General features: G+C 45.1%; 21 protein-coding genes. 14 read left to right on the top strand and 7 right to left on the bottom strand.

Features of this window, described 5'->3' with window-relative positions; all coding sequences use genetic code 11:
- Positions 1-224 precede the first annotated feature (224 nt).
- From QT998_RS16435 to QT998_RS16410, 6 genes are all read left to right on the top strand, one after another.
- On the top strand, positions 225-1,238 hold the full coding sequence (locus QT998_RS16435) for a S66 peptidase family protein (protein ID WP_333090037.1): 1,014 nt from the start codon (positions 225-227) through the stop codon (positions 1,236-1,238).
- Between the two features lie 116 nt (positions 1,239-1,354).
- Complete coding sequence (locus tag QT998_RS16430) at positions 1,355-2,119, top strand: class I SAM-dependent methyltransferase (RefSeq protein WP_194068228.1); 765 nt, start codon at positions 1,355-1,357, stop codon at positions 2,117-2,119.
- A gap of 325 nt (positions 2,120-2,444) precedes the next feature.
- Positions 2,445-3,446, top strand: a complete 1,002-nt coding sequence (locus QT998_RS16425) for a cytochrome c oxidase subunit II (protein WP_194068229.1) — start codon at positions 2,445-2,447, stop codon at positions 3,444-3,446.
- A 201-nt stretch (positions 3,447-3,647) separates the two neighbouring features.
- On the top strand, positions 3,648-5,453 hold the full coding sequence (gene ctaD / locus QT998_RS16420) for a cytochrome c oxidase subunit I (protein ID WP_333090035.1): 1,806 nt from the start codon (positions 3,648-3,650) through the stop codon (positions 5,451-5,453).
- A 221-nt stretch (positions 5,454-5,674) separates the two neighbouring features.
- Positions 5,675-6,298 carry a cytochrome c oxidase subunit 3 gene (locus QT998_RS16415; protein WP_333090033.1) on the top strand — a complete coding sequence of 208 codons (624 nt, stop codon included), beginning with the start codon at positions 5,675-5,677 and terminating at the stop codon, positions 6,296-6,298.
- Positions 6,299-6,489: 191 nt separating this feature from the next.
- Positions 6,490-6,771: an HNH endonuclease gene (locus QT998_RS16410; RefSeq protein WP_333090032.1), complete on the top strand. Its 282-nt coding sequence runs from the start codon at positions 6,490-6,492 to the stop codon at positions 6,769-6,771.
- Positions 6,772-6,991: 220 nt separating this feature from the next.
- Here QT998_RS16410 and QT998_RS16405 read toward each other — a convergent pair whose 3' ends face one another.
- From QT998_RS16405 to QT998_RS16385, 5 genes are all read right to left on the bottom strand, one after another.
- Positions 6,992-7,297: a (2Fe-2S) ferredoxin domain-containing protein gene (locus QT998_RS16405; RefSeq protein WP_333090030.1), complete on the bottom strand. Its 306-nt coding sequence runs from the start codon at positions 7,295-7,297 to the stop codon at positions 6,992-6,994.
- Positions 7,298-7,560: 263 nt separating this feature from the next.
- A complete protein-coding gene (locus QT998_RS16400) occupies positions 7,561-8,535 on the bottom strand; it encodes a cysteine synthase A (RefSeq protein WP_333115183.1) in 975 nt (324 codons plus the stop codon).
- Positions 8,536-8,600: 65 nt separating this feature from the next.
- Positions 8,601-9,185: a Uma2 family endonuclease gene (locus QT998_RS16395; RefSeq protein ID WP_333115184.1), complete on the bottom strand. Its 585-nt coding sequence runs from the start codon at positions 9,183-9,185 to the stop codon at positions 8,601-8,603.
- A gap of 36 nt (positions 9,186-9,221) precedes the next feature.
- Entirely contained in the window at positions 9,222-9,803 is a 582-nt protein-coding gene (locus QT998_RS16390; RefSeq protein ID WP_333115185.1) for a Uma2 family endonuclease, read from the bottom strand.
- Positions 9,804-9,932: 129 nt separating this feature from the next.
- On the bottom strand, positions 9,933-10,571 hold the full coding sequence (locus QT998_RS16385; protein WP_333090025.1) for a peroxiredoxin: 639 nt from the start codon (positions 10,569-10,571) through the stop codon (positions 9,933-9,935).
- 161 nt (positions 10,572-10,732) lie between these two features.
- Between QT998_RS16385 and QT998_RS16380 the strand changes: the two genes are divergently transcribed.
- The 5 genes from QT998_RS16380 to QT998_RS16360 all read left to right on the top strand — a co-directional run bounded on the left by QT998_RS16380 (position 10,733) and on the right by QT998_RS16360 (position 13,982).
- On the top strand, positions 10,733-11,008 hold the full coding sequence (locus tag QT998_RS16380) for a hypothetical protein (protein WP_194069534.1): 276 nt from the start codon (positions 10,733-10,735) through the stop codon (positions 11,006-11,008).
- A gap of 94 nt (positions 11,009-11,102) precedes the next feature.
- On the top strand, positions 11,103-11,465 hold the full coding sequence (locus QT998_RS16375) for a cupin domain-containing protein (RefSeq protein WP_333090021.1): 363 nt from the start codon (positions 11,103-11,105) through the stop codon (positions 11,463-11,465).
- A gap of 574 nt (positions 11,466-12,039) precedes the next feature.
- Complete coding sequence (locus tag QT998_RS16370; protein ID WP_333090018.1) at positions 12,040-12,924, top strand: ChaN family lipoprotein; 885 nt, start codon at positions 12,040-12,042, stop codon at positions 12,922-12,924.
- 37 nt (positions 12,925-12,961) lie between these two features.
- The gene (locus QT998_RS16365; protein WP_333090016.1) at positions 12,962-13,543 is read left to right on the top strand and encodes an NADPH-dependent FMN reductase; all 582 of its coding nucleotides are present in this window, start codon (positions 12,962-12,964) and stop codon (positions 13,541-13,543) included.
- A gap of 256 nt (positions 13,544-13,799) precedes the next feature.
- Complete coding sequence (locus tag QT998_RS16360) at positions 13,800-13,982, top strand: hypothetical protein (RefSeq protein ID WP_333090015.1); 183 nt, start codon at positions 13,800-13,802, stop codon at positions 13,980-13,982.
- A gap of 204 nt (positions 13,983-14,186) precedes the next feature.
- On the opposite strand, the gene QT998_RS16355 is transcribed toward QT998_RS16360, so the two are convergent.
- Together QT998_RS16355 and QT998_RS16350 are read right to left on the bottom strand one after the other, a co-directional pair.
- The gene (locus tag QT998_RS16355; RefSeq protein WP_333090012.1) at positions 14,187-15,020 is read right to left on the bottom strand and encodes an inositol monophosphatase family protein; all 834 of its coding nucleotides are present in this window, start codon (positions 15,018-15,020) and stop codon (positions 14,187-14,189) included.
- Positions 15,021-15,162: 142 nt separating this feature from the next.
- A complete protein-coding gene (locus QT998_RS16350; protein ID WP_333090085.1) occupies positions 15,163-16,596 on the bottom strand; it encodes a BCD family MFS transporter in 1,434 nt (477 codons plus the stop codon).
- A 144-nt stretch (positions 16,597-16,740) separates the two neighbouring features.
- Between QT998_RS16350 and QT998_RS16345 the strand changes: the two genes are divergently transcribed.
- From QT998_RS16345 to QT998_RS16335, 3 genes are all read left to right on the top strand, one after another.
- Positions 16,741-17,685, top strand: coding sequence for an aldo/keto reductase (locus tag QT998_RS16345; RefSeq protein WP_333115336.1), 945 nt, complete (start codon positions 16,741-16,743; stop codon positions 17,683-17,685).
- A gap of 190 nt (positions 17,686-17,875) precedes the next feature.
- Positions 17,876-18,391 carry a methyltransferase family protein gene (locus QT998_RS16340; protein ID WP_333090011.1) on the top strand — a complete coding sequence of 172 codons (516 nt, stop codon included), beginning with the start codon at positions 17,876-17,878 and terminating at the stop codon, positions 18,389-18,391.
- 62 nt (positions 18,392-18,453) lie between these two features.
- Positions 18,454-19,899, top strand: coding sequence for a hypothetical protein (locus QT998_RS16335; RefSeq protein ID WP_333115188.1), 1,446 nt, complete (start codon positions 18,454-18,456; stop codon positions 19,897-19,899).
- Positions 19,900-19,979 lie beyond the last annotated feature (80 nt).

Genomic DNA, 19,979 nt, shown 5'->3' with positions numbered 1-19,979 from the left:
CTCATAGGAGGTACTGTGCGGCATAGGCCAAACCGGGCATAGGGCATAAGGCATACCTCACAACGCGATCGAACCGCTATAGCAGAAGTTATCTATAGCCGTTCTCAAGCGAGTCAAGTATTCACCAATTAATTAACAATTCCTCAAATATAAAATTTAAAACTCGTACTGAGCGAAGCCGAAGTATCTAAAATTTCACTTAATTGAAAAATGGTATAACATTTATGACTCTCCCCCGCCGCTATCTGCTCAAAACTTTTGGGTTGACTGCTATTGGCACGATACTTTTGCCTATCGCCCAAAACAACATTTTACCCCAAACAATTATTAAGCCTCCCCGCCTGCAAGTCGGTGATACAGTTGCTTTAATCAATCCTGCCGCTTTCAGTTACGAAAAAGAAATCCAGGATTTTTTTAAAGTATTGGATAACCTGGGTTTAAAAGTTAAACTGGGAAAGCATTTTTACGATCGCTACGGCTATTTAGCAGGGAAGGATGCCGATCGCGCCGCCGATGTCAACAGCGCCTTTGCCGATAACTCAGTGCAAGCTATTTTTACCGGGATGGGCGGCTGGGGCTGCAACCGAATTTTGCCGCTCCTAGATTACAACATTATCCGCAACAATCCCAAAATAATTATGGGATTCAGCGATATTACAGCACTTTTATTAGCGATTCATGCTAAAACTAATATAGTTACTTTTCACGGCCCTTTAGGTGTCTCAAGTTGGAGTCCCTTTACAGTAAATTACGTCAAAAAAGTTTTGTTTGACGGAGGTGCTGTCACCATGCAAAACTCCCAAAGCGTGCAAGTTCAAGTTATCCGGCGCGGCACAGCTAGGGGAAAACTAATCGGCGGCAATTTATCAGTAATTGCAGCAATGGTAGGCTCTACTTATTTGCCGGAATGGGAAAATAGTATTTTGTTTGTCGAGGAAGTGGGCGAAGAAGTTTATCGAATCGATCGAATGTTAACGCAGCTTAAATTAGCGGGCATTCTAGATAAAATATCCGGTTTTATTTTCGGACAGTGTACCAAGTGCGAAGCTGAAAAACCGCAAGAGTCCTTAACCTTAGATCAAGTGTTGACGGATCTGATTCGCCCCTTGAATATTCCCGCGTGGTACGGTTCCATGACAGGACACATTCGGGATAAGTTCACTTTGCCGATCGGCAAAGAAGTCGAAATCGATGCAAATTCTGGTACAATCAAATTATTAGAATCCGCTGTCAATTAAATAGTGAAATATTTTCGCTCTTGCCGAGGCAGAGCCTCTGGATCTGCGTTCCCAGGCAGAGCCAGGGAACGAGAAACAACGAGCCAATATTCAAACACAAAATCCGAAATATCGTCGTGAAAAAAGCCGCACAGTTGATTAAACCATTAACAGTAATAATCCTGACAATTATTTGCCTGTTCTCCCAGACTGCTTGCACCGCAGCACAAGCAAATAAAATTGTCGGCAGCGACACCATTTATCAGCAGCGAACCGTCCACAATCCCGACGGTATAGGCAAATTTTACATGGGTCGAGAAATTGCCCAAGTCATGGGATATGAAGGCGCTGGTTGGCTGGAAAGACCATCTCGCGGCATGGAAGAAAAATCCGCTCGATTAGTCAACAATCTCGATTTAAAACCAACTGATATTGTAGCAGACATTGGAGCCGGAACCGGGTATTTTAGCTTTCGCATCGCTGCCCTAGTTCCCGAAGGAAAGGTTTTCGCCGTTGACGTGCAGCCGGAAATGATTAATTTTCTTGAGTTGAACAAAAAAGAAAAAAATATTACTAATGTTGAGCCAGTTTTGGGCAGTCTTGACAATCCGAATTTGCCGGAAAATAGCGTGGATTTAGTTGTGATGGTGGATGCTTATCACGAGTTTGCATATCCCAGAGAAATGATGGAAGGAATTGTCAAAGCACTCAAGCCGGGAGGGCGCGCGGTATCGATCGAGTATCGGGGCGAAAATCCAATGATTCCCATTAAAGGCTTGCACAAAATGACCCAAAAACAGGTAAAAAAAGAAATGGCCGCCGTCGGTTTAGTATGGAAAGAGACAAAAGATATGTTACCCCAGCAGCATTTAATGGTGTTTGAGAAACAATCTCAAGTTTAGTAACAAAAAATACCAATTGTTTACCATATTTTCTAAGTTTTGTCAAGGGACATAAACCGTATTAATTTGAACGAGCGATCGCCAAAAAAAACTCATCTCAGTTTCACAAAAAAATGTTACCGCTCCTCTTAGCTCCAAACCCTTAGAGCATAAGTCATTCCCCATCAAAAATATCAAATCAGCAATCAAAAATGGTATAAGCCTTAAGTAAGCATTAAGATAGGGATTGCACTCAAAATGTCAATTTACAATTAAAAATTGACAACCCAGAGTTGCTTCCCTAATTGTTCAAGCGAAGAAGTGTCGCTACTACTAAGGTATCAGCGTGAACATTCCAAGTTCCATCATCACCATGCTCGCCGGTATCGGAGTGACTCTGATCAGTCTCTGGTACGGGCAGAATCATGGTTTAATGCCGATCGCCGCTTCTGAGGAGGCCTCCCAGGTAGACGGACTCTTCAACACAATGATGACCATTTCCACCGGACTATTTATCATGGTTCAGGGACTGCTGATCGTTGCTGCAATTAAATACCGCCGCCGTAAAGGAGACAACACAGACGGCCCGCCTTGGCATGATAACTTTCCTTTAGAAATTCTATGGACAGCCTTGCCAGCGGTGATAATTTTAGGAATCGGAGTCTACAGTTTTGAGATTTACAACTCAATGGGAGGCCTCGATCCGATGGGCAATCATGACCACGGCACCATGCAATCGCAATCTCAAATGCGCGGAAGTGCGATCGCGGCCACACTGTCAGATACACCCCAAAACGCCCCTAAAATTCCCTCTCAAAAGCTCGTTGCTCTTGGCGTTGGCGCATCCCCAAAAAATGAAAATAAAGCACCAGACTTAATTGTAAACGTCATGGGTTTGCAGTACGCCTGGATTTTTAGCTATCCAGAAAGCGGTGTCAGTTCCGGCGAACTGCATATGCCAGCCAACCGCGACGTGCAGCTAAATATTGCAGCTCAAGACGTGCTGCACGCATTTTGGATGCCGGAATTTCGCCTCAAACAAGATGCAATTCCCGGCAGGCCGAGCGAACTGAGATTTACAGCAAATAAAGTCGGCGAATACCGGATTGTTTGTGCAGAATTGTGCGGCGCTTATCACGGAGCGATGAAAGCTTTAGCATTCGTTCACACCCCCGAAGACTTCGATAATTGGGTCAAGGAACAGCAAATTGCTAGCACTCAAAACTTAGAGGAAGCAATAGCAATTAATCCTGGGGAAATGTCAGACGGAGAATTTTTAGCTCCCTACGTCAGGGAAATAAAAATTAATCCAGAAACCCTAGAAAAACTTCACCCAAACCATCACTAAAAATAGTCCGTACCTTCATCTAAAAGGTTCGTAGTAAGGACTTTAGTCCGGCTCAAGATTGCAATGACTAAAATCCTTACTGCAAAAATTGTCGTAGTAAGGACTTTAGTCCGGCTCCCAAGGGTAGAAAAAACTGAAAAAGTTACTACAAACTAAGATTGAAGTTTTCACGGCAAACTAGGAAGCCTTTATATTGTTCTTATGACACAAGCACAGTTCCAAGAAACTGCCAACCTTGAGGCTCGCGGCACAGCGCCGGCCGACAGACATTGGCGAGATTACTTCGGTTTTAGTACCGACCACAAAGTAATCGGTATTCAATACCTAGTTACAACATTTTGTTTCTATCTAATCGGCGGCGTGATGGCGACAATAGTGCGAACCGAACTCGCCACCCCCGATAGCGATTTTGTCACCCCCGAACTCTACAACAGTTTATTTACCGTTCACGCCACGGTGATGATCTTCCTGTGGATCGTACCAGCGGGAGCTGGATTTGCTAACTTTTTGATCCCCTTAATGATTGGGGCAAAAGACATGGCATTTCCTAGGCTGAATGCGGTTGCCTTTTGGTTAATTCCAGTAGGCGGCGTATTGCTGCTGAGCAGTTTTTTGGTGGGAGCTCCGCAGGCTGGTTGGACTTCCTATCCGCCTTTGAGCTTAGTTACTGCTCAAGCCGGAGAAGAAATTTGGATTCTCAGCGTCTTGATTCTCGGAACTTCTTCGATTTTGGGAGCTGTGAATTTTGCCGTTACCATCTTCACGATGCGGGTTCCGAGCATGAGTCTCAATGAAATGCCTTTGTTTTGCTGGGCAATGATTGCGACGGCAGCGCTGACTTTAATTGCTACTCCAGTGTTAGCTTCAGCTTTGATTTTGCTGTCGTTTGACTTGTTAGCGGGGACGGCATTTTTTAACCCGACAGGTAACGGCGATCCCATTGTCTACCAGCATTTATTCTGGTTTTATTCGCACCCGGCAGTTTACATTATGATCATGCCCTTTTTCGGGGTGATTTCAGAAGTTTTGCCGGTGCATTCGCGCAAGCCAATTTTTGGTTATTTGGCGATCGCCTATTCCAGTCTCGCGATCAGCTTTTTGGGCTTAATCGTGTGGGCGCACCATATGTTTACCAGCGGCACTCCTGGCTGGCTGCGGATGTTTTTCATGATCACAACTATGATCATCGCCGTGCCCACTGGGATTAAAATATTTAGCTGGTTGGCCACTATTTGGGGAGGAAAACTCCGCCTAGTTAGCGCCATGCTATTTGGGATGGGTTTTATCTCAACATTCGTCCTCGGCGGCATCACCGGGATCATGGTAGCTTCCGTACCTTTTGACATTCACGTTCACGATACTTATTTTATCGTCGCTCACTTACATTACGTGCTGTTTGGCGGCTCAGTGTTTGGAATTTACGCTGCTTTTTACCACTGGTTCCCCAAAATGACTGGGCGGATGCTTAACGAATTTTGGGGTAGAGTTCACTTTGTTTTAACTTATGTGGGCTTCACTGTAACTTTCTTGCCGATGCACGCTTTGGGGATGCAAGGAATGCCCCGGCGGGTGGCAATGTACGACCCGAAATTTACCACGATTAATGTCATTTGTACTGTGGGCGCTTATATGCTGGCAGTCTCTACAATCCCGTTTATTGTTAACGTGATTTGGAGCTGGAGATATGGCCCGAAAGCAGGTGACAATCCTTGGCAAGCTTTGAGTTTGGAATGGATGACGACTTCGCCACCGCCGATCGAAAATTTTGAAGGAGTGCCGGTATTAGCAACCGGGCCTTACGATTACGGCATGGAAAAAATTCAGCATACTGGGGAGCGTCTCAGGCTGAAGTTGAGGGAAAATGCCACCCGCAGCGCCAAGAAAGAAGGTATTCCGATTGCAGAGGCTCAAGCTTCAACTTTCTTTGGCGGTACTGCAACTTTAGTCGCTCCTGAATCAGAAATAAAAGCTGATTCTCCTGCGGATGAAAGTCAAGATGACAATTAGTCATCAGTCATTAGTTATTGGGAATTGGGAATTGGGAATTGGGAATTGGGAATTGCTAATTAGTTATTATAACCAACAACTAACAACCAACAACTAACCGATGACTGATGACTGCTAAGTAAGAAGGGCGGGCACAGGGGCACCGCCCCTACTGATGACAACAACCAACTGCCAACAACTAACTGCCAACTGACTTCTTGATTACCAACTAGCAATTTATCATGCAACAAATTCCAACGATCGATCCAGAAAAAACAGCTCTCAATTACCACCACAGCGCCGAAATAGAAGGGCACGAAGAGCATCCCGACCACCGAATCTTAGGGGTAATTGTGTTCTTGGGCGCTGAAGGCATGATATTTTTGGGTATGTTTGCGGCCTATTTGATTTATCGAGCGATGGCCCCGGTGTGGCCGCCTGAAGGTACGCCCGATCGCGAGTTATTGCTGCCGGGAATTAATACGATAATTTTGATTGCTAGCAGTTTTGTGATTCACAATGCCGATACTGCAATCAAAAAGAACGATGCAGCGGGTATGAGGAATTGGTTGCTTGCAACTATCCTCATGGGCGTAGTGTTTTTGTGCGGTCAGGTTTACGAATACACTCATTTAGAGTTTGGCCTGACAACTAATTTGTACGCTAGTTGCTTTTACGTTTTGACTGCTTTTCACGGCTTGCACGTTACATTTGGAGTGCTGCTGATGGCCGGGGTAGTTTGGCGATCGCGCGTGGAAGGTCATTATTCTAGCGAACACCATTTTGGCATCGAAGCTACCGAGATTTACTGGCATTTTGTCGATGTGATTTGGATTGTTTTGTTTGTACTGTTGTACGTGATTTGAACCTGTAGGTTTTTCTACTTAGCGGGCAGGCTTTTCGGCCTGCCCCACTAGAAATTAATATGACCCCCCGTTGGGGGTTTTTTATTGTTTGCAAAGTGCGATCGACCTTTACTCACTTTCTGAAAGCCGATCGCCCTAAACTACGCTAAATTAAAAGAAGCAATTGCCTATCAAACAGCATTGAGAAAATTATGCAGTGCGAATTGTGCGATCGACAAATGGCAGCATTAACCGCCCACCACCTCATCCCCAAACAAAACACCAAGCGGAAAAACGAAGATCCCAGCCCGACGATCGACATTTGCTCCGCTTGTCACCGCCAGATTCACTCTCTGTTCGACAACAAACACCTCGCCCAAGAGCTCAACACCCTAGAAAAGCTCAAAAATGACCCCCAATTCCAGAAATTTCTCTCTTGGGTGAAGAAACAAAAAAACGACAAACGCATTCAAGTACATGGCAAAAAAGCTTGACAATGCAAAACTAGCACTCAGATATAGCCTTTTTCATAAAGATGAGGTACTATGCGGCATAGGGCATGGGGCATACCTCACCACGCTTGATAACCGCTATATCTAGTCCCCAAGTTCGATCGTTCGGACTTTAGTCAGCATTTATCAAGGACTCAAGTCCGAACGATCGAACCAATTTTATTGTTTTTAATTAATAGATAGCAATTGCTCAAACACCGGGTTATGGCTGCTGAGAAAGCCCGTGAAACTTGCGGTAAAGCATCGCCTCTACCGGCTTTCCTCCCCGCAAATGTCGATCGGTAATTGCCGCAACTTCCTCAGCACAAACCCCACTGTACCAAACCTCTTCGGGCAGCACCAACACCATCGGCCCGTTGCCGCACTGCCCCAAACAACTGCTAGCAACAACTTCAACTTCTGAGGGGGACAATTTCTCAAATGCTGCTCGTACTTTTGCTGCACCTTGCTTGCGACAAGTGCGGTTTTGGCAAACAAGAACTCGCCTAGAAGATTCTGTGATTTTCATGTTTTTTTACTTGACATTCGACTACATATATGCTATTTTTTTTATCATGGGAATAGGTGCGGCCATATAACATCTATTGTGACAATTTTTGGAAAATTAGGTTGCGCGCTGCCTACTTGATGATTAATCAGTTTTGAACTCGCCAGCAGTCAGAAACCGATTTTTTTTCCACAAAACTCCCGTCAGCCCCGCAGACTCTGCAAAAAACCAGTTTTTTTGAGCCATCATGCCTCTAGAACCGCAGCGGCGCGCGCATCAAACGATTAGTCTGGCGACAGATTTTTTGCCGCCAACCATTCTCTGTCGAACAAACGCGACTGATACCTCGCCCCGCCGTCGCAGAGTACCGTAACAATCCTATGTCCCGGCCCCATTTGCTTCGCCAAAGCCACCGCCGCCCCCACATTAATCCCCACAGAACCGCCCATAAACAGCCCTTCTTGTCTCAACAATTGGTAAATCACGCGGACAGCTTCAGCATCATCAATTTGAATAGCATCATCTACCGGCGCATTCTCCATATTCCCAGTGATGCGACTGGTACCAATACCCTCAGTAATCGAACTACCTTCAGTCTTAATTTCCCCAGTTTTAAAATAACTGTAAAGCCCGCTGCCCATCGGGTCTGCCAAAACAGCTTTAATCGCGGGATTTTTTGATTTCAAAAACATTCCCACCCCAGCAAAAGTCCCGCCCGTACCCGTTGCGGCTACCCAAGCATCAATTTTTCCGTTTGTTTGTTCCCAAATTTCCGGGCCAGTTGTCTCGTAATGAGCTCGGCGATTGGCTAAATTATCAAACTGATTTGCCCAGACTGAATTGTCCATTTCCGCAGCCAATCTTCCCGACAATTTGACATAATTATTCGGGTCTTTATAAGGAACAGCGGGAACAGTCCGAACTTCAGCGCCCAAGGTTTTTAAAGCATCGATTTTTTCTTGAGATTGGTTATCGGGAATCACAATCAAACATTTGTAACCTTTGGCGTTGCAAATGTGCGCCAAACCGATGCCAGTATTGCCGGCAGTGCCTTCAACAACGGTGCCGCCAGGTTTTAGCAAGCCTTTTTCTTCTGCATCTTTGATGATGTATAAAGCAGCCCGGTCTTTAACAGAACCGCCGGGATTGAGAAACTCTGCTTTGCCCAGAATTTCGCAACCTGTTTCATCGCTGAAGCTGTTTAACCGAATTAGTGGTGTGTTACCGATTGTGCCTACAAAGCCGTTTTTAATATCCATATTTTTTGCGTGTTTGCATCCTATGATTAATTTTTACAATAAGTTGATATTTATTGCTAGCAGTTTTACCAAATCTTACTCATATTGAGTAAAAATCCGGGCAAAACGGGGTCGCCGCTAACTGTAGCCGGATTCTCCAAACATTCCTCTGGCAAACCAGGACGGTAAATATAAACTCGGCGATTTTTGCGGTCAATTAACCAGCCCAACTGCACTCCTGGTTCTCTCATATATTCTTGCATTTTTTCTTGCAATGGCTTGAGATTGTCTGAAGCAGACCTGAGTTCTACTACAAAATCCGGGCAAATCGGGGCAAATTTTTGCTTTTGTTCTGGTGACAAAGCATTCCACCGTTCCAGTTTAATCCAAGCAGCATCGGGAGACTTTTCTGCATTAGTTGATAAAGTAAATCCTGTACTGGAAGTAAACGCTAAACCTGTACCATCTTGTTCTGACCAAACCCACAGAGGCCCAAATATGTTGCCTTCTCGGTTTCCCGTTTCCGAACCCGTAGGGGGCATAATTAGCAATTCTCCCGATTTGTTGCGTTCAATGCGTAATTCACTATTGATTTGACAGAACTCGAAAAAATCTTCGTCTGTCATTTGCAATTTGGGCGGTATTCGCAACAGGATTTTTGATGACAGCATAATTGAGTTTTTAGGTGGGTTTCTCCTGTGCTAAGCTTACCAAATTTTGCTCATATTGAGTACAAATCCGGGCAAAACGGGGTCGCCGCTGACTGTAGCCGGATTCTCCAAACATTCTTCTGGCAAATCGGGACGGTAAATGTAAACTCGGCGATTTTTGCGGTCTATTAACCAGCCCAACTGCACTCCTGGTTCTTTCATGTATTCTTGCATTTTTTCTTGCAGCGGCTTGAGATTGTCTGAAGCAGACCTGAGTTCTACTACAAAATCCGGGCAAATAGGAGCAAATTTTTGCTTTTGTTCTGGTGACAAAGCATTCCATCTTTCCAGTTTAATCCAAGCAGCATCGGGAGACTTGTCACCCATTGAAAGCTTAAATCCCGTACTGGAGTCAAAACAAATACCGGTTCCATCTTGGCCGGCCCAAATATACAACTCTCCAAAGACGCTACCGCTGCGGTTTCCCGTTTCCGAACCAGTAGGGGGCATAATTAGCAATTCTCCCGATTTGTTGCGTTCAATGCGTAATTCACTATTGATTTGACAGAACTCGAAAAAATCTTCGTCTGTCATTTGCAATTTGGGCGGTATTCGCAACAGGATTTTTGATGACAGCATTTTGGTTTTCCTGAAATCTAAATCATTAAATAAAAATGTTGATTTCTGTGTTTGTAGTGTGTACTTTAGTCCTCAAAATTCAGGATTGAGGACTAAAGCCTTAACTACAAACTTGTTTGTAAATCAAACTTATTTATTCGGTTGAGGAGTCATCCGCAAATAAGGTTTGACTGGTGTGTAACCTTTAGGGAATTTTTCTGCTAACTCAGCAGGGTCGGTAATCGAAGGTATAATTACGCAGTCGTCGCCGTCTTTCCAATCAACTGGAGTCGCAACGCTGTATTTGTCCGTAAGTTGCAAGGAGTCAATTACTCGCAGAATTTCACCAAAATTCCGGCCGGTGCTCGCCGGATAGGTAATGCTCAAACGCAGTTTCTTTTCTGGGTCAATTACAAAAACGGTGCGAATTGTTAAGTTGTTGAGGGAGTTGGGATGGATCATGTCGTAAATGTCGGAAACTTTACGATCGCCATCTGCTAAAATCGGATAATTGAGGGTGACATTTTGAGTTTCCTCAATATCTTTGATCCAACCCATGTGAGAATCCACATCATCGACGCTGAGGGCGATGGTTTTCACGCCACGTTTGTCAAATTCCGACTTGAGACGGGCGACTGCACCGAGTTCGGTGGTGCACACTGGGGTATAGTCTTTCGGGTGTGAAAACAACACCACCCAACTATCGCCGGCCCAGTCGTAGAAATTGATTTCCCCTTTAGACGAGGCTTGGGTAAAGTTGGGAACTGTATCGCCTAATCGCAGTGACATAACTGATTTCCTCTAATTTTATTTAACGACGGTTCTCTATCATCCCATAATTGCCCGGTTTATCGATCGCACTGTAAATGATTCTAAACTTTTTGGTTGATCGCCCGCCAATTCCATTACGGTAATCTATAGCCCGCCTTGTACCGCTAAATTTTCTGGCTATGCTTTATTTTTTGCTTCAGGCAATACGACCTATTTTAGTTCCGCTGTGTTTTGTCTCCGCTTGGGCTTTAGTTTTTTTGCTGTGTTCGAGTGTCGGGCGCGCTGTCGCCGACTCTGTGCACCGAGCTGGGCGGATGCACCAAATCCCTTGCGCTAACTGCGTATTTTTTACCGGCGACTACCACCTCAAGTGTCCCGTTCAGCCTACAATAGCTTTATCTGAAGATGCGATCGACTGTCCTGATTATCGATCGCATTCGGGAACTTACGGTTAAAAAATCGACCGCCTTTTTAAACATTTCTTAATATTCCTCGCTCTTTCAATTAAACTTAAGTTGTGCTCAAGAGATTTTCAGGAGTGTGGAAAGAATGCTAATTCAAAAGCTCAATGACTGTGACGAGTTTATTGCTGGCGACGGTACTCAACTGCGAGAATTGCTGCATCCAGACAAACAAGCTGTGGATTTGCGTTACAGTTTAGCCCGCGCCACTTTGCCAGCGGGACAAACTTCGGCGCTGCACTCCCTGACAACTTCTGAAGTTTACTACATCCTCAGCGGCGTTGGGGAAATGCACATCGATGATGAGACTCAATTGGTGGAAGCCGGAGATGCAGTTTACATTCCGCCCAACGCCAAGCAGTTTATTTACAACTGCGGCACAGAGCCGCTAATATTTATTTGTATCGTCGATCCCGCGTGGCGAAAGGAAGACGAGACAATTTTTCAGTAAGTGTCGATAATTCTGTTTTAACAACTTTAACAACAACAGCACCCAGCCATATATACCGAGTGATTTCCTCTTTTTCAACTTTGATTCGGAGCTGCAATAATCCTCGGATTAACTTGCATTTCTCCCTTCTAATTAGTTGAGGAAGTATCAGCTTTGTTGGTGGGTGCTGCTATTGGTTTTTAATGAGACAGATGTGAGATTAAACAGCGTTTTACTCCTTAGATTCTATTGTGAACTTCGCTGTGGTATCTGGATGTGGTATCTGTCAGAGAAGCTTTTTGTTCGCTTCATATTTTTAATTTACCACCTTTTTCAAGAAGCGCAAGCACCTGCAACTAAACTTTACAAAAGAGGGAAGAAGGAAGAAGGAATATGGAAGAGGGAAGAGGGAATATGGAAGAGGGAATATGGAATATGGAATATGGAATATGGAAGAGGGAAGACAACCCTCTAGGGGCGTAGATAATTGCGGAAAATTGTGAAGTTAAATGAAGCATTGAGCTTTGTGGATGCCCAGGTAAAATCCTAGAGTTCGGCTGTGGTTGCTGCTGCGAGAAACAGGCATAATATTTTTATGAAAACAACCAAACTCATCAAACTGTGTGTTTTATCGCTGAGCATTTTCCTGCTGTGTAGCAATGTAATAGCGACAGCAGAACCGACTGTGAAGCCTCAACCCCAGCAAACTTATACTAACCAAGAGATTCTGCAACAGTTGGTGAAGGCGAAAATTGTGTATCTCGGAGAAACCCACGATAGCGAGGCAGACCACCAAGCTCAACTGAAAATTATTCGAGAAATGCAGCGGCAAAATCGTAAAATTGCGATCGCCCTTGAAATGTTTCAGCGTCCGTTCCAAAGTGCGATCGACAACTACTTAGCAGGTAAACTGACTGAAGAGCAATTAGTCGAGCAAACAGAGTACGATCGCAGATGGCGTTTTCCCTGGGAATCTTACGCCCCCATTTTGCGGTTTGCCGCATTAAATCAACTACCAGTCCTCGCCTTAAATACACCGTCCGAAGTAACGAGAAAAGTTGCCAGTCAAGGTTTAGAAAGCCTGACAGCCGAGGAAAAAAAGCACATTCCGCCGATTTCGGAAATTCGCACCGACAACGCCGAATACCGGCAAATGCTGCTAGAAGTTTACCAGCAACACCAAAAGGCAGCACAGGGAAATAGTACGGCTTTTGAAAGATTTTTGCAAGCCCAAGTTTTGTGGGATGAAACTATGGCCGAAAGTATAGCTAAATTTGTCAAAGCTAACCCCGACTATCAAGTTGTAGTGTTGGCGGGAAAAGGGCATATTATTTACGGTTACGGCATTCCCAGCCGCGTCGAGAGGCGTTTGGGAGTCGGGAAGGTAAAAACGCGATCCGTTGTATTCAATTCCAGTGAAAATTCTACTTTGTCGGCAGAAAAATCCATTGCTGACTTTGTTTGGCAGCACCAAGAATAGTAAAATTTTACTCGGAAGCAATTATCCCTAAAAATCAATGACAAACAGACCAAAAATACTGGCATTTGCCGGAAGTACCCGCGAAGCATCCTACAACAAACTGCTGGTAAAAGTTGCTGCGGCTGGTGCTAGGGCGGCGGGTGCAGAAGTTACCTATGTAGATTTGCGCGATTTGCCGATGCCGATATTTGATGAAGATTTGGAAGCAAAAGAGGGAATGCCAGAAAATGCCCGGAAGTTGAAGGAATTGATGATAGCGCATCACGGGTTTTTGATAGCTTCCCCTGAGTATAACAGTTCGGTTACGCCTGTGTTGAAAAATGCGATCGACTGGGTATCGCGCCCAGCTCCCGGCGAACCGGGATTAGTGGCATTTACTGGCAAAGTAGCGGTAATTATGAGTGCTTCCCCTGGCGGACTTGGCGGTTTGCGGGGATTGGTTCATTTGCGCTCTATCCTGGGGAATATTAGCGTGTTTGTCCTCCCGGATCAGAAAGCAATTCCCAAAGCTTTTGAAGCGTTTAATGATGACGGTACGATGAAAGATGCCCAACAGCAGGAATCTGTGGAAAATCTCGGTGCTAAATTGTCGAATATCCTGTCTAAATTAATCGCATAAGGCGATAAATTGATTTGGCGGTAGGGACACAACAATGTTGTGTCCCAATCCTAATATTTGTTATTTTACTTGCTGTATAAAGTACGTGCATATGGGCTATCCCGATCGCAAATCGCGTCCTCAAATTGCTACAATTATATAGCGGTTATCAAAAAAGTGAGGTATGCCCTATGCCCAATGCCCAATGCCGGATAGTACCTCATCTTTCTGATAAAGGCTATAGTTGATTGCTGGTGATTCTCACCCCAAAATTAACATGACATTCACCGGAAATCCAAACTCAGCACCTGTATTACTGACAACTGAAGAAGCAGCGCTAGCAAAAACCAGCAGCCGTGCTTTAGCATCGCACTTAGAAAATCATCCGTCTGACGAATCCCTGAACTCGCAAAAAGATTACCACAAATTTTACCACTACCGCATCACCCGATCGACCTAAAGAAAACCACCCGATCGCACATTGGCAGAAATGCACAAGAGCAAGCATAATTTAACCATCGGTCATCGGTCGGTTATACTTGTTACAAACCGCACGGCAGGCGTGGGAGACTCCTCCGTCACACCTGCCATGCAGTTTTATTTAAAATTGTCCGATTGGGTCATCCCTGCACGACGATAAAACAGGTTCGAGGCTACATTAATATCAGCCCATTTTCTTTTTCTTCCAAGCTTCCACAAACGGCAAAAATACCGACACTAACTCCTGCCGGTTCATTACCAAAGTCGGATAAGAAACCCTCCCGTAATTTTTCCCCACTTCCAACGGAAAAATCGCCTGGGACTCCAGCGGCAACCAAACCGCACCCGCAGCCTTCACAATTACCCAACTCCCGGCAATATCCCAAATTTTCGGAGTCGCTTCCACGCCTCCCATAGCGGCACCCGAAGCCACCATCAAAAAATTGTAACTAGCCATCCCCAACATCCGAATTTTACTCGGAAGATTAGGCCCGATTCCCACACTCCGGGAACACAAATTAAAAATATGATTTCCGCTCATTTTATCAGGACTAGGGCGAATTGGGCGATCGTTTAAAAACGCACCTTGAGGCATATTTGTCAATACATCATTGCCCGCCAAATCCTCTGCATAAAAACCGTGAAAAGTTTGATTCAGCGGCGGCAAATGCACGCAGCCAAAAACTGGAGTTCCGCGATACAATAAGCCTAAAGAAATCCCCCAAATTGGAATTCCGCGAGCAAAATTAGTCGTAGCATCCAAGGGATCTACAACCCAACACCATTCAGTATCGGGCAAAACGTGTTCTCCTTCTTCGCTCAAAATCCCGTGGCTGGGAAACGCAATTGCGATCGCACTTCTAATTTCCGCATCCGCCCAATTGTCAGACTGCGTAACCAAAGTGCCATCATCCTTCTCATCGGCTTGTACGCAACCGAAATCTTTCAAAAACTGCTGTCCAATTGTCTTGACAGTAGTTTGAGAAAAAGTTAAAATAGAGTCCCAAAAATTAGTCATTGGTTATTGATTATTGGTTATTTGTTGTTAGTCATTGGTTATTGGTTATTGGTTATTTGTTGTTGGTTATTGGTTATTAGTTATTAGTTATTGAAACTAACAACGGGCAACGGGCAACTGCCAACTGCCAACTGACAAAATATCAGTCTAGTTCATTTTCAAGAATAGTGGCGATCGCACTTTTAGCATTATCCTGAAACTCCCGCACATCCACCCTACCCAACAGCCAAACAGCCAGAATCATACCCACCGCCGGTACAGCAAATACTAACCCGTAAGCCAACATCGGCACCCCAAACAAACTCCTGCCAAAATCCAAAATAGCACCGCCGCTAACAGTCGCCACACCCCGCGCCATCGCCTGCGACAAACCCCAAGCGCCAATAAAAGTCCCCGCCGTTTCCGCAGCAGTCAAATCCAACATCAAACTTAGCGCACCAGTCGTCGTAATTCCTGAAGCTAATCCGAAGCACATTAAAGCCGACTTAAACACAATTGGATTACCAGTAAATCCCGATAAAATAATCAAACAAAAACAAGCAGCCACCGACAAACAACCCAACCTAATCGTATTTTGCTTGCCAATGCGCGGCACAATTAAAAAACCAGTGGCACTCAAACCAAACAGCACGCCAGTACCGTAAATAGCATTCAACCGCGTAGTTTCCGAAATCGGCATCTTAAAAATTTCCCCGCCGTAAGGTTCCAAAACCGCATCCTGCATAAACAAGCAAATTGTCATAATCAGCAGGAAAGTAAAAAATAAACCGGTTTGACGGCTAGCAGTCAAAATCCGCAGCGCACTTCCCAGAGTAATTTTATCTTCTCGATTAACTGAGATCGATCGCACCCCGTACCGCGAATACTTTTTCTCAACCCCAAAAGTTGCAACCGCCACCAACAGCAAAACAACTGCCGGCACTTTCACAAACAAACCGTTAATCGAAGCCTGCAACACTTCCCGAGGCACATCCCCATCAATTTGCTTCAGCAAACCGCTGCTGACAATCGCCCCGATAATGATACCAACCATCAGCATCGACCACACAACACCAATCAACTTCGATCGGTCTTCCTCATCCGAAACATCCACCAACAAAGCAGTAAAAGGAGTCGAACTCGAACAAATCGCGATACCGTAAATTGCAAAAACCAAACCCAACAAACCCACCCAACCGTAAGTAGGAGTCGTCCATCCCACAGCCTCCAAACTGTCGCCCAAGCACCACATCACCTGCACCGCCAAAAAAGCCGAAATTACAAACAACAGCCCTCCCAGCCACACATAACCCGTGCGGTGATGCCCGAACAAAGGCTTAGCATCAGACATTTGCCCGAACCACACCCTAGCCGGGGCGACAAACTGGTGCATCGCCAGAGTACCCGCCACCACAGTAGCCGGAATCGCCAACTCCTTAATCATCACGCGATTGAGCACCCCCAGCGTCAAAATCGACATCATACCCAGCCCCATCTGAAACAAACCCAGCCGGAACATAGTCACGAGGGTAACTCTCTTGATAGCAGCAGTCGCGGAATCTGTTAATCTAGAATCTGGCAAACGGTCGATCGACATAACTATTAAAATAAATACAGCATGACTCATTTATAGTAACTGAGATACAGCCGCCTTTCCTCCCAAAGCCCGAAGCTCAAATGCGATTATTCGTATAAATTAATATAAAAATAAAGAGAATCAATAACTGTGGATTTACCAACCGTGACAACCATTACCCTAGGACAAAACGGCCCAGCCGTCATTCCCCTGTGCGTCGGAACTTGGGCTTGGGGCGATAAACTATTTTGGAACTACGGTAGCAACTACGGCGCCACCGAAGTAGAAGCAGCATTCAAAACAGCCCTAGACGCAGGAGTCAACTTTTTCGACACAGCCGAAGTCTACGGTAACGGCTTGTCAGAAGAATTGCTGGGACAGTTTATCAAAAAAACCAGCCAACCCGTCCAAATAGCCACCAAATTCGGCCCCGTACCTTGGCGGATTACCGGAAAATCTGTTTCCGACGCTTTGAGTGCCAGCTTAAAACGCTTGCAAGTAGAACAAATAACCCTCTACCAAGTCCACTGGCCCTTCACTTTTTTACTGAGTCAAGAAAGCCTAATGAACGCCTTAGCAGACGAAGTAAAAAAAGGCAGAATTCAAGCAGTAGGAGTCAGCAACTATTCAGCAGAACAAATGCGAGAATCCCACAAAATACTCGCAGCCAGAGGCGTACCCCTAGCAACCAATCAAGTCCGTTATTCATTGCTGTCGCGGCAAGTAGAAAAACAAAAAATTGTCAGTACCGCCTCGGAATTGGGAGTAACAATTTTAGCCTACAGCCCCTTAGCCCAAGGATTGCTGACAGGTAAATACACCGCCGAAGAACAACCGGCAGGAGCCCGCAAACTGGACTCCCGCTTCAGCAAAACAGGCATCGCAAAAATCGAATTAGTCATGTCCACCCTGCGGAAAATGGGCAAAAAGCGATCTCGCACGCCCGCCCAAGTAGCCCTAAACTGGCTAATAGCCCAAAACGGAGTCATCCCCATTCCCGGCGCTAAAACCGCAAGACAAGCCCAAGAAAATGCAGGCGCATTAGGTTGGACTTTAAGCCAAGATGAAGTCAACCAACTAGAGCTAATGACACGTCCTTGGCTAGAATAAATTTGTTAATTGTTGACTGTTGACGCTTGAGGGCGGGCACGGGGCACCGCCCCTACTGACTGTTGACTGTTGACGCTTGAGGGCGGGCACGGGGGCACCGCCCCTACTGACTGTTGACTGTTGTCATTAGTTACCAATGCCCAATTCCCAATTCTCAATTCCCAATTCCCAATTCCCAATTCCTTCAACTATGAAAATTTTAACTGACTGGGGTTTCACCCGCGAAAGCTTGCGTCACAACAGCCGCGGCGAATATTTAGTATTACTGCAAGGAGCATTGCTAGCAGGATTTGCCATTTTACCAGTTTATCAAATGCCGGGATTCAAAATTGAATCAACTCAATTAATTTATGTTACCTGGTTTCTGGCAGCTATGCTCGGCTTGGGTGCATTAATTTTAATCGTCAAAGGATTGATAGACTTAGGAAAAAACCTCACACCTTTACCCTATCCCATAGAAAACGGAGAATTAATCCAAACAGGAATTTACAGCATAGTGCGGCATCCCTTATACAGCGGCTTAGTTTTAGCAGCTTTCGGTTGGGCAATTTTTCAAATGAGCCTATCGCACTTAATAGCAACTGCAATTTTACTGATATTTTTTGATATCAAAGCCAATCGTGAAGAAACCTGGTTGAGTGAAAAATATCCCGACTATTCAGAATATCGCCAGCGAGTCAAAAAACTCATTCCGGGCATTTATTAATAGAACCCATCGACCTCTGAGTTAATCCGCGTAAATCTGCTTCAATCTGCGGTAAAAAAAATATGAAAAATCGCAAAAAGTTACACATTAAAATTCTAGCATTAATCCTATTTTTGTGCTCGTTTTTAACAATAATTAATGGATGTAGCTTTTTTATTGCAACAAAATCCTTTAAACTTCCCGACTCAGCCAAACAAGAACCCTGGCCAGTACAAACAGGCCTCCGAGTCAACATCCTCCGCGAAAACATCCCAACAGTTAATCGCATAGTTTTAGTACCAGACGAAGCCACATTCTTAGCAGCAATCCAAAAATGGAATCTCAAAGGAAACTGGCCCATTCTCATCGAAGATAAAAAATATGCGCCGATGTTTGTGCAGCGCTTCCAACCCGAAGAAATCATCCGTTTGCCGAGCATCAAACAGCAACTCCCAAAAGGTCAAAAACTCCAACAATTAATGCTCAACAGCGCAGCAGCAGCCTGGAATGCCACGGATACTAAAACCTTAAAAGCAAAATGGACTGAGCTGGGCTGGGAACCTCCAGGAGTAGTAATCACATCAGAAAACGACCCCGCACGTACAGCAGCAGTTGCCTTAGCAGCAGCCCGCGGCGAACCTTTAGTATTTCTCGAAGGTAACTTCGGAAAACCCAACGATAACCTCAATGATACACAGTGGAAAAATCTGCAAGCAGCGGTTACAAAAGCCGTCGAATCCACTGGATATTTTTACTCTCAACTCGGAGATCCGATCGACACAATTACCATTGTACGCCAACTAGCAGTAAAATATCAATCCCCCAAAAACAAAGACGAACAATGGGCTGTTACCGACGGTTTAGGAAGGCATCCCAACGGCGAACGGTGGGCCGCTGCCGGCTGGATTTACGGCTCCGAAGTGCGATCGATATATCAAGCCATGTGTGCCATATTTCTTGACAGCCAAACAGCCATGCTTTATAACAGTTACCCCACAGAAGGAAACTGGGGAAAATATGGAATGGAAGAAGCATCTAACAAACTAAAAAGCATAGGCATTAACGTAGAATTAGTGCAACAACCAGAAGCTAGCTTGGAAAAGTGGCGGAGTTTAGCAGCAATACCCTGGGCATTTGACTTAATATTGATGAATTCCAAAGGCTATCCAAAATCATTTCAAGTCGGTAACGGCGACGCGGCAGTTGACGACATACCAAAGCTGCAATTTCCTGCAGCAATCCACATGATTCACAGTTGGTCAGCATCAGCTCCCGATGATGTAAATACCGTTGCTGGTAGGTGGTTGCAAAATGGCGCTTACGCCTATATTGGTAGCGTCAACGAACCTTTTTTGGCTGCATTTCTTCCACCTAAAATAATGGTCGATCGCCTAACACGAGGTGCACCCTTTTTAATGGCAGCCCGCCAGCTAGAATCCCCTCCCTGGAAAGTCGCCACCATCGGCGATCCGTTAATGTTAATCGCCAAAGCCAGACCAAGAATCCCGCCGGATAAACAACATATCTGATGTTGGGCGCGATCGATTTGAGCTTTGAGATTTGTGGTTTTAAGGTAGAATCTCGCATCGCCAATTCTTCAATCGGAATG

The organism is Microcoleus sp. S1D4, from assembly GCF_036700765.1.
GTDB lineage: Bacteria > Cyanobacteriota > Cyanobacteriia > Cyanobacteriales > Microcoleaceae > Microcoleus.
Note: the sequence above shows the minus strand (reverse complement) of the source record. Positions and strands in the feature narration are given on the sequence as shown.

What these genes read in the sequence shown, in the direction of transcription:
- QT998_RS16405 (WP_333090030.1), bottom strand. Translation starts at nt 7,297, where the DNA reads ATGAAAATCACAGAATCTTCTAGGCGAGTTCTTGTTTGCCAAAACCGC.
- QT998_RS16355 (WP_333090012.1), bottom strand. Translation starts at nt 15,020, where the DNA reads ATGACTAATTTTTGGGACTCTATTTTAACTTTTTCTCAAACTACTGTC.
- QT998_RS16350 (WP_333090085.1), bottom strand. Translation starts at nt 16,596, where the DNA reads ATGTCGATCGACCGTTTGCCAGATTCTAGATTAACAGATTCCGCGACT.
- QT998_RS16390 (WP_333115185.1), bottom strand. Translation starts at nt 9,803, where the DNA reads ATGCTGTCATCAAAAATCCTGTTGCGAATACCGCCCAAATTGCAAATG.
- QT998_RS16395 (WP_333115184.1), bottom strand. Translation starts at nt 9,185, where the DNA reads ATGCTGTCATCAAAAATCCTGTTGCGAATACCGCCCAAATTGCAAATG.
- QT998_RS16380 (WP_194069534.1), top strand. Translation starts at nt 10,733, where the DNA reads ATGCTTTATTTTTTGCTTCAGGCAATACGACCTATTTTAGTTCCGCTG.
- QT998_RS16365 (WP_333090016.1), top strand. Translation starts at nt 12,962, where the DNA reads ATGACAAACAGACCAAAAATACTGGCATTTGCCGGAAGTACCCGCGAA.
- QT998_RS16340 (WP_333090011.1), top strand. Translation starts at nt 17,876, where the DNA reads ATGAAAATTTTAACTGACTGGGGTTTCACCCGCGAAAGCTTGCGTCAC.
- QT998_RS16410 (WP_333090032.1), top strand. Translation starts at nt 6,490, where the DNA reads ATGCAGTGCGAATTGTGCGATCGACAAATGGCAGCATTAACCGCCCAC.
- QT998_RS16385 (WP_333090025.1), bottom strand. Translation starts at nt 10,571, where the DNA reads ATGTCACTGCGATTAGGCGATACAGTTCCCAACTTTACCCAAGCCTCG.
- QT998_RS16360 (WP_333090015.1), top strand. Translation starts at nt 13,800, where the DNA reads ATGACATTCACCGGAAATCCAAACTCAGCACCTGTATTACTGACAACT.
- QT998_RS16375 (WP_333090021.1), top strand. Translation starts at nt 11,103, where the DNA reads ATGCTAATTCAAAAGCTCAATGACTGTGACGAGTTTATTGCTGGCGAC.
- QT998_RS16335 (WP_333115188.1), top strand. Translation starts at nt 18,454, where the DNA reads ATGAAAAATCGCAAAAAGTTACACATTAAAATTCTAGCATTAATCCTA.
- QT998_RS16415 (WP_333090033.1), top strand. Translation starts at nt 5,675, where the DNA reads ATGCAACAAATTCCAACGATCGATCCAGAAAAAACAGCTCTCAATTAC.
- QT998_RS16435 (WP_333090037.1), top strand. Translation starts at nt 225, where the DNA reads ATGACTCTCCCCCGCCGCTATCTGCTCAAAACTTTTGGGTTGACTGCT.
- QT998_RS16370 (WP_333090018.1), top strand. Translation starts at nt 12,040, where the DNA reads ATGAAAACAACCAAACTCATCAAACTGTGTGTTTTATCGCTGAGCATT.
- ctaD (WP_333090035.1), top strand. Translation starts at nt 3,648, where the DNA reads ATGACACAAGCACAGTTCCAAGAAACTGCCAACCTTGAGGCTCGCGGC.
- QT998_RS16400 (WP_333115183.1), bottom strand. Translation starts at nt 8,535, where the DNA reads ATGGATATTAAAAACGGCTTTGTAGGCACAATCGGTAACACACCACTA.